The 17,574-nt window shown below is 48.0% G+C and carries 16 protein-coding genes and 1 tRNA gene; 4 read left to right on the top strand and 13 right to left on the bottom strand.

The window, feature by feature from the left end; genetic code table 11:
* Positions 1–29: 29 nt before the first annotated feature.
* The 3 genes from OM95_RS16205 to pyrF form a co-directional block, all read right to left on the bottom strand.
* Positions 30–105: transfer RNA gene (locus OM95_RS16205), tRNA-Thr, on the bottom strand.
* Between the two features lie 67 nt (positions 106–172).
* Complete coding sequence (locus OM95_RS16200; protein ID WP_041876144.1) at positions 173–1,054, bottom strand: RNA methyltransferase; 882 nt, start codon at positions 1,052–1,054, stop codon at positions 173–175.
* Entirely contained in the window at positions 1,041–1,760 is a 720-nt protein-coding gene (gene pyrF, locus OM95_RS16195) for an orotidine-5'-phosphate decarboxylase (protein ID WP_291516658.1), read from the bottom strand. Before pyrF ends, OM95_RS16200 begins: the two co-directional genes overlap by 14 nt.
* A 163-nt stretch (positions 1,761–1,923) precedes the next feature.
* On the opposite strand from pyrF, the gene OM95_RS16190 reads away from it, so the two are divergent.
* Complete coding sequence (locus OM95_RS16190) at positions 1,924–2,346, top strand: hypothetical protein (RefSeq protein ID WP_041876142.1); 423 nt, start codon at positions 1,924–1,926, stop codon at positions 2,344–2,346.
* Positions 2,347–2,475: 129 nt separating this feature from the next.
* On the top strand, positions 2,476–2,913 hold the full coding sequence (locus tag OM95_RS16185; protein WP_041876140.1) for a hypothetical protein: 438 nt from the start codon (positions 2,476–2,478) through the stop codon (positions 2,911–2,913).
* A gap of 38 nt (positions 2,914–2,951) precedes the next feature.
* Here the strand turns inward: OM95_RS16185 and purM are convergent, their stop codons facing one another.
* The 10 genes from purM to OM95_RS16135 form a co-directional block, all read right to left on the bottom strand.
* The gene (purM, locus tag OM95_RS16180) at positions 2,952–3,956 is read right to left on the bottom strand and encodes a phosphoribosylformylglycinamidine cyclo-ligase (RefSeq protein WP_291516656.1); all 1,005 of its coding nucleotides are present in this window, start codon (positions 3,954–3,956) and stop codon (positions 2,952–2,954) included.
* Between the two features lie 15 nt (positions 3,957–3,971).
* Complete coding sequence (gene purH / locus OM95_RS16175; protein WP_041876137.1) at positions 3,972–5,489, bottom strand: bifunctional phosphoribosylaminoimidazolecarboxamide formyltransferase/IMP cyclohydrolase; 1,518 nt, start codon at positions 5,487–5,489, stop codon at positions 3,972–3,974.
* Complete coding sequence (locus OM95_RS16170; protein WP_041876134.1) at positions 5,486–6,220, bottom strand: phosphoribosylformylglycinamidine synthase subunit PurQ; 735 nt, start codon at positions 6,218–6,220, stop codon at positions 5,486–5,488. The genes purH and OM95_RS16170 overlap by 4 nt, the downstream gene beginning before the upstream one ends.
* Positions 6,204–9,248, bottom strand: coding sequence for an AIR synthase-related protein (locus OM95_RS16165; RefSeq protein ID WP_041876131.1), 3,045 nt, complete (start codon positions 9,246–9,248; stop codon positions 6,204–6,206). Before OM95_RS16165 ends, OM95_RS16170 begins: the two co-directional genes overlap by 17 nt.
* A complete protein-coding gene (purN, locus tag OM95_RS16160; protein ID WP_041876128.1) occupies positions 9,248–9,868 on the bottom strand; it encodes a phosphoribosylglycinamide formyltransferase in 621 nt (206 codons plus the stop codon). Before purN ends, OM95_RS16165 begins: the two co-directional genes overlap by 1 nt.
* Positions 9,865–11,097, bottom strand: coding sequence for a phosphoribosylamine--glycine ligase (purD, locus tag OM95_RS16155; RefSeq protein WP_041876123.1), 1,233 nt, complete (start codon positions 11,095–11,097; stop codon positions 9,865–9,867). The genes purN and purD overlap by 4 nt, the downstream gene beginning before the upstream one ends.
* Positions 11,098–12,129: a phosphoribosylaminoimidazolesuccinocarboxamide synthase gene (locus OM95_RS16150; protein WP_041876120.1), complete on the bottom strand. Its 1,032-nt coding sequence runs from the start codon at positions 12,127–12,129 to the stop codon at positions 11,098–11,100.
* Positions 12,120–12,839 carry an AIR carboxylase family protein gene (locus OM95_RS16145; protein WP_041876117.1) on the bottom strand — a complete coding sequence of 240 codons (720 nt, stop codon included), beginning with the start codon at positions 12,837–12,839 and terminating at the stop codon, positions 12,120–12,122. The genes OM95_RS16150 and OM95_RS16145 overlap by 10 nt, the downstream gene beginning before the upstream one ends.
* On the bottom strand, positions 12,836–14,281 hold the full coding sequence (gene purF, locus OM95_RS16140; RefSeq protein WP_291516655.1) for an amidophosphoribosyltransferase: 1,446 nt from the start codon (positions 14,279–14,281) through the stop codon (positions 12,836–12,838). Before purF ends, OM95_RS16145 begins: the two co-directional genes overlap by 4 nt.
* A gap of 321 nt (positions 14,282–14,602) precedes the next feature.
* Complete coding sequence (locus tag OM95_RS16135) at positions 14,603–15,442, bottom strand: cation:proton antiporter (RefSeq protein ID WP_041876113.1); 840 nt, start codon at positions 15,440–15,442, stop codon at positions 14,603–14,605.
* Between the two features lie 157 nt (positions 15,443–15,599).
* Between OM95_RS16135 and OM95_RS16130 the strand changes: the two genes are divergently transcribed.
* Positions 15,600–17,045 carry an HTTM domain-containing protein gene (locus OM95_RS16130; protein WP_041876110.1) on the top strand — a complete coding sequence of 482 codons (1,446 nt, stop codon included), beginning with the start codon at positions 15,600–15,602 and terminating at the stop codon, positions 17,043–17,045.
* Between the two features lie 149 nt (positions 17,046–17,194).
* Positions 17,195–17,574 (top strand): hypothetical protein (locus OM95_RS16125; RefSeq protein WP_291516653.1); only part of this gene is annotated, 380 nt, incomplete at its 3' end.

Raw genomic sequence — 17,574 nt, 5'->3', positions numbered from 1 at the left:
CCCACTTGTGAATGTTGACCCAGAAAAAATGGAGCTGGTTATGGGACTCGAACCCGCAACCTGCTGATTACAAATCAGCTGCTCTACCAATTGAGCTAAACCAGCCTTACTGAGATAACCGAAATGTTTTACGGATAAAATCTATGTCCGTCAAAGATAATTATTTGCCAGATTACGATTTTTTTCGGTTTCCGCGCGGTGCGTGCTGCCTCAGAGTTTCAGTTAATGCCATAGCTGTCGCTACAGAAGCGTTGTAACTCGCCGAAGAACTAGCCTGCGGAATGAAAACCAATTCATCACAAAGTCGTTCTGTTGTCACTCGTAAACCTTTGTCTTCCGAACCGATCGCCCAGATGACCTTATCTGGAAGATCTAATTCAAAAATAGAACGCTTTCCCCGAGGACTCAGACCAAAAATCCAATAACCTTTTTTCTTCAATTCTTCCGCATAGTTAGAAAAATTAGTCGTTTCTTCTACCGGAACATGCTCAACGCCCCCACAGGCGACTTTATGAACGGTCGGAGTTAGACCCACCGCGCGATCCTCGGGAATCAATACGCCGTGAGCCCCCGTAAGCCAAGAAGTTCTCATAATTGCGCCAAGGTTGTGAGGGTCCTCGATACCGTCCAGCATCAGGACGACGGATTTATCAAAATTATCTAGACCATCCAGATCCAAAACAGGCGCTCCATCGACGAAGATCGCGGCCCCTTGTTGCGACGAACCGAATTTTTCGATGACGTTTTCAGGCTTGATATCCACTTTCACTTTTTTGTCTAAAGCGAGTTCATGCATATCACGCAAATCACCAGAATGCTCCCAGCCCTGACGAATCCACATGCCCTTCACTTGCTGAGGACGCACACTCAAAACCTCGTTGATCGCATGCGTGCCAATAACGATACGCCAGTCACGAGGAATTTGATTTTCAGAGCGGGCCGCCGGGTGCGGACCGCGTCCTTGCTGAGGACGATTGCCTGGACGTGCGCCGCCTTGTGAATGCGGGCGTTGTGCTTGGGAATTGCGAGTGGGACGGGAATTATTTTTCTTCATATACAGCCATTACAAAATCAGTTGCAGCTTCCTTGATGTTTTTCGCTTCAAGGATGGGTCGACCGACGACCAATGCCGAGGCTCCGCTTCGCAGAGCTTCTTTAGGACCCATGATACGCTTTTGATCGCCGGAATCCTGCATACTAAATCGAATTCCAGGGGTGACAAGGTAAAGATCGCGGTTTTGTAAAAGGTCCAATTCATGAGGAGAACAAACCACCCCCTGCAGCCCTGAGGCGCCGACCAAATCCACTAGATCCGTCACGTGTTGGGAAATAGGTTGCTCTTTCATATTTCGCGGAAGAGAGCTTTGATCCCAGGACGTGAGGATCGTGACAGCGAGAATCTTGAAAGGTCGCTGCGCCTGGAGCTCCTTTTCAACCTCGGCCATTTTCCGCAAGGCCTCTGCCCCACTCAAGGCATGCACCGTCACCAGGGAAGCCCCTGCTTCAAAACTGGCGCGCACGGCTGCTTCCATCGTTGAGGGAATATCGAAATGCTTGTTATCCAGAAAAATGGGGCCTCGTTGAGCCATCTCCTTCACAAAGTCCATTCCATAACGCAGACACAAGCGCGGCCCCAGCTTGAATCCCCCGACGATGTCGCTTAATTCGTCCGCGATTTTTAAAGCGCGATCCCGAGTGTCCACATCAAGAGCCAAGATGATGGGATTTCGCATGGGGTGAGCTCGAAGATTTTTTTTCAAGGAAAACTCCTGGCTAAAGACTTGTCGCAAGTTTCTCATTCGGAGATCGCGCAGGCAACCATCGTTGCGGGTTGTCTCACTTGAGAACACCTCTTTTTTCAGATCAGGGTTTTCATTTAGGGAGACCCGGCGGTGGGTTATACTGAAAGAAAGGTAACAAACGATGAAAATTTTCAGCCAAAGACGACGCCTTATCGTCAATCGCGAAATTCAATATGATGTCCTGATGTACGTCGGTATCTTCGTCATGTCGATCTTCGTCGTTCAGGCCTTGGCTTTATACTTGTTTTTAAGCCGACTGGAACCTGTCGTCAGCCACATGACGGCGTTGGAGTTTGTCACTAAATACAAAGTCAGCTTTCTGATTTATCAGTTGATTCCCGTCGGCTTCGGCATGGTGGTTGGGGTCTATGTTTTTAACCGACTTACCAGCCGGATTGTCGGGCCCCTTTACAATGTAAAGCGGGTTTTGCAGAACGCCGTTGAGAATCAGCAAAATCCTGACGAGATCAAACTTCGCGAAAATGACTATTTCCGTGAGGAAATTAACGATCTCAATGTCATTTTAAAGAGAAAAATGAAATAGCAGTGCAACCTCACATCGGACGACCTTCAACATCCCTCACGACTTCTCATGAAATAAAATGAAGAAATGGAAAACCCTTTGCCCCCTTCCTTTGAAACAGAAAAAAATAGGTCATCAAAGGAGGTCCCCATGAAGCTCTTAGTCCTGCTTCTTCTCGGCACGATTCTGGCCACACCCGTTCACGCGCAAGAAGCGCCCGACAACTCACAAAGTCGCGACAGCACCTATGAAATTTCATTGCGCGAACCACCAGAAATCGACACACAGACTGTGCACTACTACTACAACTTCGGCCGCACGGCTTTGAATCGACTGAAGGGCGTCAGTTTCACGCTTCGTAATACCGGAAATCTGCCCTTATACTTCAACGACTTCGATATTCATGGCAGCGGATTCGGCTACGAAGAAAATTGTCCTCGACTGCTTTTTTCCGGACAAAGATGCACGGTGCGGGTGTTCTTCAGACCGACCTCTTTGGGGACCTATTCGGGGGCTTTGGATATAGATATGACAGGAGCTGAGGATATTCGCATTCATCTGCGCGGGCGCGGCGTTTGGCCTTATTAACGAAAAGGGGGAGCTTTCACTCCCCTTTTCGTTAATACTTACATCTTCCATGCGCCCATTTTAATTTCGCCAGTACCTTTAGAAATATGTCCCAGCTTCCAGGCTTTTATTTTTTTCGCCTGCAGTTCAGCCAGAATCTCTTCGGCCTGAGATTTTTTCACAAGGACCGTCAAGCCGACACCCATGTTGAAGGTGCGGAAAAGCTCTTCTTGCGATAGATCCATTCGTTGCAGCAGATGTTGAAACACCGGAGCCATTTCCGACACCGACGGCCAGAAAGTAATATCATAGTCATACTTGTCACTCATGCGGGGAATATTATAAATCCCGCCGCCCGTGATGTGGGCCGCTGCCAAAATTCCTTGAGAAAATTTCTGACGTAGATGCGAAAAAATTTCGACATAAATCTGCGTTGGCTCTAGCAACTGTTCCAAAAGATCACTTTCCGAGTCTTTGACTAATTTACGAAGCAATGAGTACCCGTTCGAATGAAATCCGCTGGAGGCAAGACCCAGCACGACATCGCCTTCATTCATCGCATCTTCCTTGAACATGTCAGACGGTGCCAATTCGCCGACACTGAAGCCAGCCAAATCATATTCACCTTCTTTATAAATTCCTGGCATTTCCGCGGTCTCGCCACCGATCAAGGCCATCCCAGATTGACGGCAACCATCGACCATACCGGCAATCAGCTCTTCACTGATTCGTGTGTCTAATTTTCCGAAGGCCATGTAATCCAGAAAGAATAACGGCTTTGCGCCCACACATAAGAGATCGTTCACGCACATGGCAACAAGATCGATACCTATGCCATGGTGTTTATCCAACTGCTGGCCGATTTTAAGTTTCGTACCCACGCCATCCGTGCAGGAAGCAAGATACTTTTGATCGTTGAGTTTGTAAACGGCGGCAAAACCACCGATTCCCTGCAGAACCTGATCATTGAACGTCGTGGGAACAAGTTTCTTAATTCTTTCAACAAAAGCGTCCGCCTTCGTGATATCGACACCGGCTTCTTTGTAATCCACTTTCTGTGACATGACTGGCCTCTTTTCTTAGTGAAGGAAATGACGACGACCGGTAAAAATCATCGCTACGTTCAAACGATCCGCTTCTGCGATCACATCGTGATCCTTGATGGAGCCGCCTGGCTGAATAATGTATTTGACCCCCAGGTTCGCAGCGACTTGCACTGAATCGGGGAACGGAAAGAACGCATCCGATGCCAGGACCACATCAGAAACATCCTGAATGCCTTTGTCTTTCAATCTTGAATAAATCAACTTTTCAATACAGTCGACTCGATTGGTCTGGCCTGAGCCCATCGTCAGCAATTCAAATTCAGGTCCGTCCTGACGACAGAGGGCAATGGCGTTACTTTTTAAATTCTTGACCGCCAAAGCAGCAAATCCCGCCAGCTTTTCTTTTTCAGGCGCAAACTTACTCTGTGTCACGGTCTGCATCTGCGTAAGATCAAAGCTGTCTTGTTCCTGCATTAAAACGCCGCCTTCGATGGAGCGCATCTGCCAAGCCGTGTGCGGTTGCAGACTGATTTCCATGACACGACAATTCTTCTTAAGCTTTTCGCGCGCCGATTCCGAAAAGGATGGAGCTAAAATGACTTCGACAAATTTTTCCGCGAAGAAAGCGGCCACCTCGTCAGTCACCGGGAAATTCAAAGCAATGATGCCGCCAAAAGAGCTTTTTTCGTCCCCTTTCCAGGCTTTGTCTAAAGCGCGAAGGGGGGCTTCCGCGACAGCCAACCCACAAGGCGTATTATGTTTCACCACCACTGCCGTTGGCAAAGCCTTGTTGGCCTGCCAGGAGTGAACATCCTGTAACGTCTTTAACGCAAAATCTGCATCCAGATAATTATTGTAAGACATCTCTTTGCCCTGCAAAGATTTCGCGTGGGCCAACCCTTCTGCGAAAGGACTCTTGAGAACGAAAGCCTTTTGATGCGGATTTTCACCGTAGCGCAAAGCTTCTCCTGTTTTCTGAGTAAGATAACCGGCAATAGCCAGGTCATAAAAGGCCGTCATGGTGTAAACCCGCGAGGCGCATTTTTGCCGGAACTCGAAGGACGTACCGCCCGACTGGAACTCATTCATGAACTCTGCATACTGCGAGGGCTCACAGAGCACCGTTACAGACTGGAAGTTTTTAGCGCCGGCACGAAGAAGCGTCGGACCGCCGATATCGATGTTTTCGATGCATTCTTCAAAGCCGCTTTGTTTTTTCAAGGTCTCGTGAAAGGGATAGAGATTCACGACAACAAGATCAATCGGTTCAATATTCAAATTTTTGGCCTGCTCAAGATCGCTGGGGTCTTCTCGACGGAAAAGAAGGCTAGATGCGATCTCAAAACTAATCGTCTTCATTCGTCCTTGAAAAGCCTCGCCGTGACCACTCAGTTTTTCAACTGGAGTCACGGACAGACCGGCGTCGATCAATGTTTTTGCCGTTCCCCCACTGGCGATCAATTCCACATTCCGGGAAGCCAGTGCTTTCGCCAATTCCACTAAGCCCGTTTTATCTGAAACGCTCAATAATGCGCGACGAATCTGTTTCATTTGTTTCCCCTTAAAAACTCCACTGCACTTTTAAAAAATTCTAAACCCCAAGCTTTTCCTGAAAAAGGCAAATGCCAATCATGCACAGCCGCTTCCGGATGCGGCATCAAGGCAAAAACCAAACCGGAAGGATCACAAACACCCGCAATACGATCGGCGGCGCCATTGACGTTATTTTTATAGCGAAGAACGACCTGTTGTTTTTCCTGCAGGCGACTCAATACTTTTTCGTCCTGACAAACAAAGCGTCCTTCGCCATGGCGAATTGGCAGCACCAACTCTTTTGGCAGCGACTTCGTCCAGATACAAGGCGACAAGTCGTTGCGTTGAAGCTCTGTCCAATGATCAATGAAGTGCCCTTGTTCGTTTTTCACTAAAGCGCAGGAACGCTGGAAGTCGGCATCGGGCAAAAGTCCCAGGCGCACCAGGGTCTGAAAACCGTTGCATATTCCCAAAACGGGTTTGCTCTTCACAAATTCCTGAAGCTCCGCTTTCAAGGTGTTTTCCAGCTTTAATGCTAAAATTTGTCCACTGCCCAAATGATCTCCGAAAGAAAAGCCCCCCGGGAAAACCAGAGCATGATGTTGCTGCAACAAACCCGGATCTTTTAAAAGTTCGTTCACGTGGACGGGACAAGCTTCGCCTCCGGCAAGACCGATCGCCCGCGCTGTTTCGTTTTCACAATTGATCCCGTCGCCCCAAAGAACTAAAAACTTAGGCTTCATAGACATTTTTGACTCCTTCAGACCAGGGCTTTTGCAGACTTTCTAAAGAGACCTTCGCTGACGTGCCCGCAAATTCAATGTGAACCTCTTCGGTGTCAGTGACTTGTCCCAGATATTGAAACAATCCTGCGAAATGCTGTGCGAATGCGGCTTTGTTTTGCGGTGAAACACTGACAACAAAAACAGAACCTGTTTCGGACCAAAGCTCTTCCCACGCCGTCTCGTTCATTTGCAGCTTCATGCCTAAGGCGTTGCCAAAACCGCATTCCGCCAAGGCGGTCATCAAGCCCCCTTCAGAAATATCATGGCAGGAATTGAGCAGTGATTGTTGGTGAGCTTCATAAATTTTCTGGTAAAGATGACTGTTCGCTTTTAAGTCAGGATACTCAGGAGCAACCTCCTGAGTGACGTCGAATTCCTGCGCTAAAGTTGAAGCGTACAAACTGCGTGTCAATGTTCCGAGTATGTAAATTTCGTCGCCAGCCGCTTGAAAATAGCCAGGCGCTATTTTACTGGCGTCAGGAATTTGACCGATGGCCGTCATCAACAAGGTGGGTGGCACGGAAATTTTGACGGTGTCGCCACCTTTGGTTTTACCGATGAAGTCATTTTTCATGCTGTCTTTGCCACTGACCAAAGGTGCCCGATAAGCCAAAGCCGCCGCATACATGCCTTCACAGGCGCGCACGAGTTGGGCCATTTTATGGGCAGCATCGGGATTGGATTTTTTGCCAATGGGATCCGGCCAACAGAAATTATCAACCAAAGCGAGCTTCGCAGGATTTGCGCCTGTTGCGACGAGATTGCGAACCGCTTCATCGACAGCTTTTTGGGCCATCAAATAAGTGTCGTAATAGGAAAATTGTGGGCACAGTCCGTTAGAAACGGCGACGGCATTGTTTTCTTCTCCGCCATGAATAGACAGATCGATGACACCTGCGTCGTTGGCTCCATTCTGAGTTTTTCCGCCATAAGGCTTTACCCGGGTAGCCCCTTGCACCTCATGGTCATAGTAGCGCACCAAAGGCTCTCGAGAAGCCACATTGGCGGACCCCAGCACCGATTTCAGAGCGGTTAGAACCCCTTCCGCATTTTTCGCGGGAAGAGTCTTGCGTGCGTGCTCGCGGTGAAATTCCACGTAGTCTTTGGGCCCTGCAAAGTGAGCCGGAATTTTCATTCGGCTTAAACCTTCGTGAAGGAAGTGCAGATCTAAAGAAGCCAGCGGCATTTCCTTATACGTGATTTCAAAGCGTCCCGAGTTTGTGAACTCGCCAAGCACCGTCGCCTCGACCCCCATGTCCTTAGCGAGGGCAAGAAACTTTTGCACATCCTGGGGGCTGACGGCGTAAGACATACGCTCTTGCGATTCACTGACCAGCATTTCCCAGTACTCGAGGTTTCCATATTTCAGAGGGTGGTGACTTAAATCCATTCGCGCGCCGCCTGAAAATTGCGCCATTTCGCCGATAGAGGAACTGACTCCGCCAGCACCGTTGTCAGTGATGGCTTGAATCCATCCGCGATCACGGGCTTGCAAAGTGAAATCAAGAAGACGCTTTTGCGTGATGCTGTCACCGATTTGCACGACATTTGACGAGACCTGATCGTGCAATGCTAAAGAACTGAAAGTGGCGCCATGCACACCGTCTTTTCCCAAACGTCCACCGGCCACAACGATAAGATCCCCTGGTTTAATTTGCTTTTTTTCACTTGGACGACCGTGCACCGTCTTTGGCATGATGCCTAAAGAGCCCACGAAAATCAGTGGCTTGGCGGCAAATTCACTGGCGAAATAAAAGCTGCCATTCACGGTCGGAATGCCGCTTTGATTTCCACCTTCTTCCACGCCCTGATGCACACCACGGAAAATGACGCCGGGTTCTTTCAAAAGTTCCGGTCGCTTTGCAGAATCTGCGGCAGGGAAAAGATCTTTCTTCGAAAGACAGAAGATGTCGGTGTTTGCGATCGGTTTAGCTCCCAGTCCGCACCCCAGAATGTCTCGGTTGACTCCCAAAATCCCGGTCAAAGCACCGCCAAAGGGGTCCAAGGCCGACGGACTGTTATGAGTTTCAACTTTCACGCAGACATTGATGTTCTTATCAAAATCCACGATGCCACCGTTATCTTTGAAAACCGAGACAAGATAACCGCAGGATTCAAGGTCTTTGGTGGCTTTTTGAATATAGGTTTTGTAAAGACTGACGATGTTTTTAGCGCCCACCGCCGGAAAGTTTCCTTTTTCTTCCGTGTAGTTCACCTCGGCCGCAAAAATCTTGTGCTTGCAGTGTTCGCTCCAGGTTTGCGCCAGACATTCAAGTTCCACTTCGGTGATTTTATTGGACCACCCGAAAGTCGCGCGCTCTTGCAACACTGCTGGTGAAGAGTAGTGTTGAATGATGGTTTGAATCTCTTCGTCGACGAGCGCCAGTCCGCGCTCTTCATTCACCCGTTTTAAGGTCGCCATGTCGAGATCGAAAAGCTGAAGTTTTCTATTTTCAAGAGCGGGAGATTGCCAGAAAGCCGCAAAGTTCGCCCATGGATTTGCTCTTTGCAGCTCGGCCCCCCGAGCCATTTCTAATTTGTGCAAAAGAGGATTTGCCAAAGACTGAAACAGGATTTTTTCAATTTGTTTTTGGGAGTAGTCCCCTTCAACTTCAAGCTCCCAACCACTGTGCGCTTCAATGCCGAAATCCTGCCATGAAGAATTATGTTGCGGTGAAAAAAGCATCAATGCTTCCGTCGCGGATCGCGCCAGATTGTCGGTCACACCCGCCAAAAAACGCAGTTCAACGTATGTCGCCTGGGGCTTAAAATCTGGAAAACCATGCTGAATCTCTTCCGAGATGGGATCAAAGAAGATCTTATCCATCAGGCTTTCTAGCCCCAGCTCTTGGCCCATTCCGGCCTTTTTTTCTAACAGCCAGTACACCCGGCGCAAACGAAGTCCTTTTAATGGTGCTTCTTTTTCAAAAGCCTTTTTCAGCGCGTTTTCGGTGCTGTGATCATAAAGACTGCGAACAGAAATTCTTTGCATCACGGATTCTCCTTGAAATAGGCCGTGTTTTCTTTGCCCAAAGCTATGTTTTCTAAAAACTGACTGTAAAGACGATGCTCCACCTGGTGAAACTGCCTCGTCCATTCGGTAAGACTGATGTCATCTGTTCGACGCAGAACTTCCTGACGCAAGATCCGCCCTGTATCCATTCCTTCGTCAACCAAATGCAGTGTCACGCCGCTTTGACTGACACCCTCTTTAAAAGCGCGAGCGATGGAATCAACACCGGGATACGCGGGCAACAATGAGGGATGAATATTAACGATTTGTTCACGCTGCTCGTGCCACAGGCGAAATTGCTGAATAAAAGATGCGGATAAAAGGCGCATATAACCCGCTAAAAAAATCCAGTCGACGCGATATTCACGAAGAAGTGCCAACACCGACTTTTCGTGACTTTGACGGTCCGACGTTTTTTCAACCAGATAGGTTCGCACACCCGCCGCCCGGGCCTTTTCTAAAACCGGTGCTTCTGCCTTGTCCGAAAGAACAAAGCAGATTTCGATCTGCCCTTCGTTCAGACTTTGCGCCTTTTTAATCAGCGCTATGGCGTTGGATCCGGTTCCTGAGGCAAAGATCGCGATACGTACAGGTTTCATAGGCCGATGTCCTCGCGAACATACATCCCTTTAAAAGAAACCTTATGAATATCCTGGTAAGCCAGCACCCGCGCCTGTTCTTTGGAGGAACCTAAAGCCGTGACTCCCAGCACGCGGCCGCCCGAATTGACTAAAGCATTTTGTTTTTCGCACACGCCGGCATAATACAGTTGCTGAAGAACGCGGGACTGTATGGCGACTGGATGTCCGGTGTTTAAAGGTCCTTGAGGATAACCTTCGCTGACAGCCACCACATGCACAGAAACTTCCGGCTTGAGCTCACACACTTGATTTTGCAAATTATGAGTGACTGCGGCGACAATGAGTTGCGCCAAATCGGTTTTCAAACGCGGCAAAAGAGCCTGCGTCTCTGGATCTCCCAGTCGAACATTGTATTCTAAAACAAAGAGTCCCTCTGAGGTTTTCATCAGACCCGCAAATAGAAACCCCTGATAGGATAGATTTTTCGAATGCAAACACGCTAAAGTTTTTGCGAAAAATTCGCGCAGGGTCTTTTCGTCTTCTGGAGTTATGAAATCACACGGACTGTATGCACCCATCCCGCCAGTGTTCGCACTAAAGGGATCAGGTGTGATGCGTTTGTAGTCACAGGCTGTTCCCAGTAAAACGAAATCCTTTCCATCACAGAGAGCAAAAGCGGAAAGTTCTTTACCGACTAAACATTCTTCTAAAAGAAGAGGAAATCCATACTGACTTCCCAAAACCTGCACGGCTTCCCGCGCTTTAGCCAAACTTTCGCAAACCCACACCCCTTTTCCTTGCGCCAGGCCGTCGGCTTTCACAACCAGGGGTTGGGTGAAATCATGCTGCTGAATAAACTGCAGAGCTTCTTTTTCCGAATACCCTACCAGACACGCGGCTGTGGGAACCCCCGCGTCTTTTAAGATGCCTTTGCAGAAAAGCTTCGAAGACTCCAGCGCGGCCACTTTGGCGGAGGGAGCAAAACAGGAAATTCCTTGAGACTGAAGACGTTGTTTGAGATCCGAAAGGATGGAGGCTTCGGGTCCCACCACCACCAGATTCACGGCATTCTGCAAGCAGAAGCGCTCGATTTCTTCAGTGGTTTCAACATCCGCGCATTGGAGTCCCGTCAGGCTCATCCCCGGATTTCCCGGACAAACCCACAAGTCTGTGACCGAAGAAGACTCTTTCAGCTTTTGCGCCAGAGCATGTTCCCTTCCGCCTTTGCCAACAACGACGACTTTCATTTAGGACTCCAATATTTGTTTGGCCTTTTGATGCCAAAGTTTCAGAGTAAACTCTTCAGCAAAAGGTTTTTTGCGTCCTACTGCCGACGCCACTTCATTGGCCAAAGCCTGATAAAGCAATGAACTGACTTCAACTTGGGCGGCATTCAATGTTTGGGGAATTTCGTGAAGCTCTTCGCGACAGATGGCTTTCCAATCCTGTGTTTTACGCTCTTGTGCTAGCTCTTTGGCTTTTTTTACGGCCGAATGCCACGAAGTGGGAGCATACAACTGACGTAAGAATTCTTTAGATAAAGGCAAACCTTCATACGTCAAACGCAGCTCATCAGGTCCGATCGAATCCACCAACAACAATGATCTGGTGCCAGAGGAACTTCTATCGCCAAAAGCGAATTCCAATTTGCCGTCCCAAAGCTTAACGCCGAAAGCGGCAAAAAGGCTGTCGAGCTCTTTTACGACGGCTTGTGTACTTGTTCTTAAATTGTTGAGTTCTTCATCCGAAACAATATTCATTTCGGCGATTTCCTGACGGCTCAGATAGCGATCCGCTGTTTCTAATTTGGTGGAAAACTCGATCAGTGCCGGCGTAAAAACAGAAGACGCATTGGGCATTTCAGAGAGTTGCAAATCCTGCAAGTAGGTCGGATTCTTTCTTAAGCGTCCCTCTAAAGAATTGCCTTGGCCTAAGTACTTTCTAAAAATCACTTCCAGCGGCACCAAACACTGCGTCGGCACGTCTTTATAAGCTGAATAGTCGTACTGTCCTTCGTACCACTCTGGGCGCAGAACTTTCACAGGTTTGACGGCAATCGTGTTTTCACCCGTAGTTCCAACAAAGTGCGACGGGATTCCTTTTTTTGCCAGATATTCAAAAAAAGAAGCCGCCATAGAAGCCAGGGCCGCCCCTTTCATTGGGATTTCGTTTGGCATTTCACCCCAGTCAAAAATGGAGTAACGATTGCTGTAGTTAAAAACCAGAGTGTCACCGTTTTTATAAAGATCTTTGACGGAGCCTCTATAAATTAATTCCATGCGGTCTTCCTCATCTCTGAAAGTTTTTTCCATTGCAGCACATAGTTAGCGATATTATTGGCGCCCACCCAGACTCCTGAATGACGAGCTTTCGCAAAGAAATCCAACGCCAGATTTGAACTTGCCAGTTGTTCTTTTTCACACAGGAACAGATTCAGTCCCACCACTTTGGGAAGTTCCCAGGGACTGACTATTTCTCCCAAACATTTTTCTTCGTTTTGGGAGCACCACAAAACTTCGGCACCACTTTCTTTTTGAATATCCTCAAGGGCCTTCTGGATAGGTGAATAAGACTCTAGGCTGCGATTCCAATGAAGATAGATTTTGTCGTCGGGAAGATTTTTCCAGCGCAGAAGAAGCTCGGAAATATTTTTGTAGTTCTCTTCTGTCACTGCCATGACGGGAACGCCTTTAGGCATTTGCACAATGGACAAAAAAGAATCAAGACCAGCGAACGCCCCGTTTACGGCGATACCGAATACCGGTTTAGCGGTCAGAGACGCAACCACACCCGGCAGATGCGCGGCTAAGCCTGCTCCGGCGACAAAAACATCCGCCCCACAGGTCGTGACGATTTCACGCACGCGATCAGGATGACGGTGGGCCGAAGCCACTTCCATTTTCACTTCGCCGCACTTTTCCAGGGAACGACACAAAGGTCCGTACACTCTTTCATCACTGGCACTGCCAAATAGAACTTGAATTTTCATAGAGGCACCTCGCTTTTACCATCACCACCAGTATTGTGGTGTCTTGTTTTCATAAATTTTTCCGCCGCCACCGGAACGGGATAATCTCCGTCCAAGCAAGCACTGCAAAGATTGGAAAGACCCAAGCCCTCTTGCAAGCGCGCCAGAGGCAAAAACACCAATCCATCCACTTCCAGAATCTTGGCGATTTCATCTTCTGTTTTTTTGTGCGCGACCAGGGATTCTCCGTCAGGAAAATCAATTCCATAAAAACACGGATGACGAATCGGCGGACAAGTACTGGCCAGATAAACCTTCGCGGCCCCGGCCTCGCGCAAAAGTCGAATGATGCGCGCGGAAGTCGTTCCTCGCACGATGCTGTCGTCGACAAGCAAGATCTTCTTGCCGCGAATTTCACTTTCCACGGGCGACAGTTTAAGATTCACCATCATCTTGCGCAGCTCGGGTTGATTCACGATAAAACTTCTCTGCACATAGCGATTTTTAATTAAAACTTCGCGATAGGGTTTCTCTAAAACCTCGGCAAGGCGGCAAGCCGCCGCTCGCGAAGTATCAGGGACCGGCGCCACGACATCGACGTCCAAACCTTTTTTTTGGACTTCCTCAGCCAGAATCTTTCCCAGATTCAGGCGCACTTCATAGACGGGACGACCGTGCCACTCTGTCTCTGAACCGGCAAAGTAAATCCATTCAAACATGCAGGGGCGCGCCTTTTTTTCACTTAATAAGAAGGAGTGAAGATTGAGATCTTTATCAATGAAAACAAGTTCTCCGGGACGTAAATCCCGGAAATATTCAAAGCCCAAGCCAAAGAAGACCTGCTTTTCTGAAGCAAAACAATAGCTGTATTTATCTCCGTTTTTTTTACGCCCTAAAAGAAGTGGGCGAATCCCGTGAGCGTCACAAAAGGCAAAAAGCCCCTGCTCTGCCAGCATCCCGATCGCACTGTAAGCGCCCTGCACTTGTTCCAGAAGCTCTTTGATGGACGCGGAAAGATTTTGCGGAAGATCACCGGATTCTTTACGCGACGCCAAGCCGACCGCAGTCATATGCAAGAGGATTTCAAGGTCGTTGCGACTGAAAGTCCAACGCAGCTTACGATGGCGAAGATAATCCACAACTTCGTCATAGTTTGTGACATTTCCATTGTGAATCATGCCGATGCCGTAGGGATAACTTAGAAACAGGGGTTGAAGGTCCTCTTTATCCACAGTTCCTATTGTAGAATATCGCGTATGCCCCAAAGCCATTGAGCCTTTAAGGCGAAGCTGCCTTTCAGAAGTAAAGACGTCCTCGACCAACCCCAAATCTTTCTCAAGATGAAATTGTGAGCGCTCGAAATCATAGCTCAAGATGCCGGCGGCATCCTGTCCGCGATGTTGAAGGGCAAAGAGCGCCGGATAAAGTTTTTGCCCCGCTTTTTCTTCTCCAATTAGCCCCACCACTCCGCACATGGATTAGTACTCCCCTTGAAAAAATAAAAACGGCGTCATAGAGACGCCGTTTTTATTAAGATACGTATTCAAATTTTTTAGACACTTCGGGTATTCAGACACACGGAGGGTGTGGAGTCGGGATTTTTCCCCGGGACTGCCCCCTGATGGGGGCCAATAAAGCGAATTTCTGAAAATCAGTCGCTGATCCATACACTCTCTGGTACAAGTTTTAAAGATGACCAACGCTATCGATTTTGACAGAGTTCGGTCAAGGGCCCTGACACAATCCTAACAATTCAACACGCCCCGACAATACTGTCAGCACTTCTATTCTTTTACGGTGGGAATTGCCATCAGCGCCGTCACTAAACCTAGTAGAACTAAAGCGGCGAAAACGTCGCCAGAAATCAGCTGCGCATTGTACGCGTAAGACGCAGCCAAAATCTCCATCGCCCCACGGGCATTTAATAGAAAACTTAAGTTAAAGGCCTCTGCATGCTTCTGGCCGGCGATACGAGCGAAGACATAGGTACCTAGAACTTTCGATAAAACCGCAACCCCGAAAATCCATCCAAAGGTCTTCCAGGAAAAAAGATGGAGGATATTGATCTTCCATCCCAGCACGATGAAAAAAATGGGAGCACATATCCACATCTGGATAATCGGAAGCATCCAGTGACGAGGAGGTGGCCTCCACCTTCCCCACAACAGACCGACAAAGAACGCCAAAACAACCCAATGGCTCAGCAACCAACTTAAGATGTCTTTTTCTGGTAGAAGAAAAGCCAAAAACATCCAGGCCACGATGTCACACAGACTGGCCAAGGTGACCGTGCGACGAGCAAGGACCGTATTATAGATATTCTTTTCTTTAAGGATTTGTATGGCCACCGGAAGAGCTGAGATACCCAACGCCACTGATATAAATAAATTGCCTTCAAAGAAGAAGTAACCCGCCGCAAACGGAATCACAAAACTGCCCAAAAAAACCAGGCCGTAAAAGCGGGCTTCTTTGCGCAAATCAATGAACTGGAGCTCCCAACCCGCAAAGAAAAGAAATATAGCCCCCGCCAGTTGCGACAAATCCGCTAGCCACGAAGGCAGAGAAATGTCCGTCAACCCAGGACCTAGAATTAAGCCAAAAACAATCCATAGCAGTAGCTTCATATGTGGCCTCGGGTTCGGGTGACGATCATTTTAAATTCAACTTAAGCGGCTGATCTCGTTTTCTCATTTCGAGATTCCGTGGGAAAGAAAAAAACACGCTGTACTTTCATTTCAACGGAAACCGACCGAAAAGAGACTGGAACACTGAGGGATTTACGTGAATTTGCTTCGTCGATTTGCATTTTGGACAGAGTTAGATCTTCGTTCTTTAGCGGTTTTCAGAATTGCCATGGGTGCCTGCCTTTGCTCGGATTTGGTCACCAAGCTCTATTACGCTCGCGATTTCTATTCCGACTGGGGCGTGATGCCAAGGACTTACTGGGTATCCAACTTCATGAGCAATTCGAAAATATCCTTGATGCTTGCGAATGGCGAAGCCTGGTTTCAATATGCGTTTTTGGCGGTCGCTTTACTAAGTGCCCTGCTTTTCACCGCTGGCTACAAAACTAAACTTTTTCAAATCATTACGTTAGTGCTTCTGGGGTCGATTCAGACTAGAAATTCTTTTTTGCTCAGTGCCGCTGACGATCTGTTGCGACTGAGCCTTTTTTGGTCCTTGTTGCTTCCGCTAGATCGATATTATTCAGTTTCTCACCCGACGACGTCTACTCATCCGCAGGCGCAAACTAAGTATTACTCGATCGCTGGAGCGCTTTTTATCCTCCAACTTGTGATCATGTACATTTTTACGGCGTTCTATAAATGGAATCCCACTTGGACCGAAGACAGCTCTGCCATCTATTACGCTCTCAATATAGATCACTTCACGACGCCTGTCGGAAAGTGGTTTAGTCAGTACGAGCAGGCCGGAAGAATTCTGACGCAAGTAACGCTTATATGGGAGTTTGTCGGTCCCTTGCTACTTTTTATACCTTGGAAAACCAAGATGTTCAGGACCATCGCGGCATTGAGTTTCATCGGCTTTCATTTCAGTTTGGCCGTGTGTCTGAATTTAGGAACCTTCCCATGGGTGGCTATATCCTATTGGCTCGCCTTTTTACCGGGTGACGTTTGGGAAACGGCTCTGAATTCTTTTAAGAAGATCAAAGGGAGCCAATTCATTACCCCTACGCAAATTCAAGGGAATCATAGATTGCTCACTTTAGAACTTATTTTCGTGGGCTTTATGTCTTTAGTATTCACGCAAAACCTTGCGGATCTGATAAACCAGCGTCCTTTATTACCAAAGCCTTTGCGCTCTTTATTAATGACCACCAACTTGAATCAAACTTGGGACATGTTTGCTCCCTATCCCATTAGAAATGACGGCTGGTTCGTCTTAGAAGGAACTTATTTGAATGGAGAGACGAAGGATTGCCTTACAAATCAGGCTATCACCTTTGCAAAGCCCTCATATGTTTCTAATTTATATCCTAGCTCGGAATGGCGGAAGTTCTACCTATTCCTTTGGGATCGGGGTGACCGCCAGATACTGTTGCCTTTTGCCCGTTATCTTTGCCGATCCTCTAAATCCAGCGATGGTATGAGCCCCCTTTCAACGTTGAAAATCACTTTTATGAAGGAAACTACGCCACCGCTGGGTATGCCTTTTCCTGATGTGGTTCCCGTAACTTTGTGGCAACACGACTGTTTCTCTAAATAGTCCAACCGGGGCTATGTCGAACTTTGCCACTTCGCGAGAATTATTTTCTTAGCAGACATAAGTAATTGAATTGTCTACCCCAAGCATATAGAACCTCCCAGTTCGAAAAAATAGGAATACCTGAAAATCGGAATAACTGGGAGACTTGAATGTTCTTAAAGAAGGCGTCTTTAATCGCAGCCGCTTGCCTTTTCTCGATCGGAGTTAATGGCAGAACCGCATTTGCAGCTGGCAAAGGTAATGGTAACGGTAACGGTAACGGCAACGGAGGAGGCTCTTCCTCTTCTAATAACGGAAATACGGGCTGTCAAAATGGCTGCTCAGGCAACAACGGCAATGGTATCGGCAACACCGGCCCTGGAAATCAAGGAAACACTGGTTCCAACGGCAACGCAGGTGGCGGCTCTCCTAGCAATCCTGGTAACGGCGGCGGTAATTCTAACGGAAATTCTAACGGGAACTCCAATGGCAATTCCAATGGAAACTCTAACGGTAATTCCAACGGAAACTCCAACGGAAACTCCAATGG

This window comes from Bdellovibrio sp. ArHS, from assembly GCF_000786105.1.
Taxonomy (GTDB): Bacteria; Bdellovibrionota; Bdellovibrionia; order Bdellovibrionales; family Bdellovibrionaceae; genus Bdellovibrio.
This window is presented reverse-complemented; position numbering and strand designations above follow the sequence as displayed.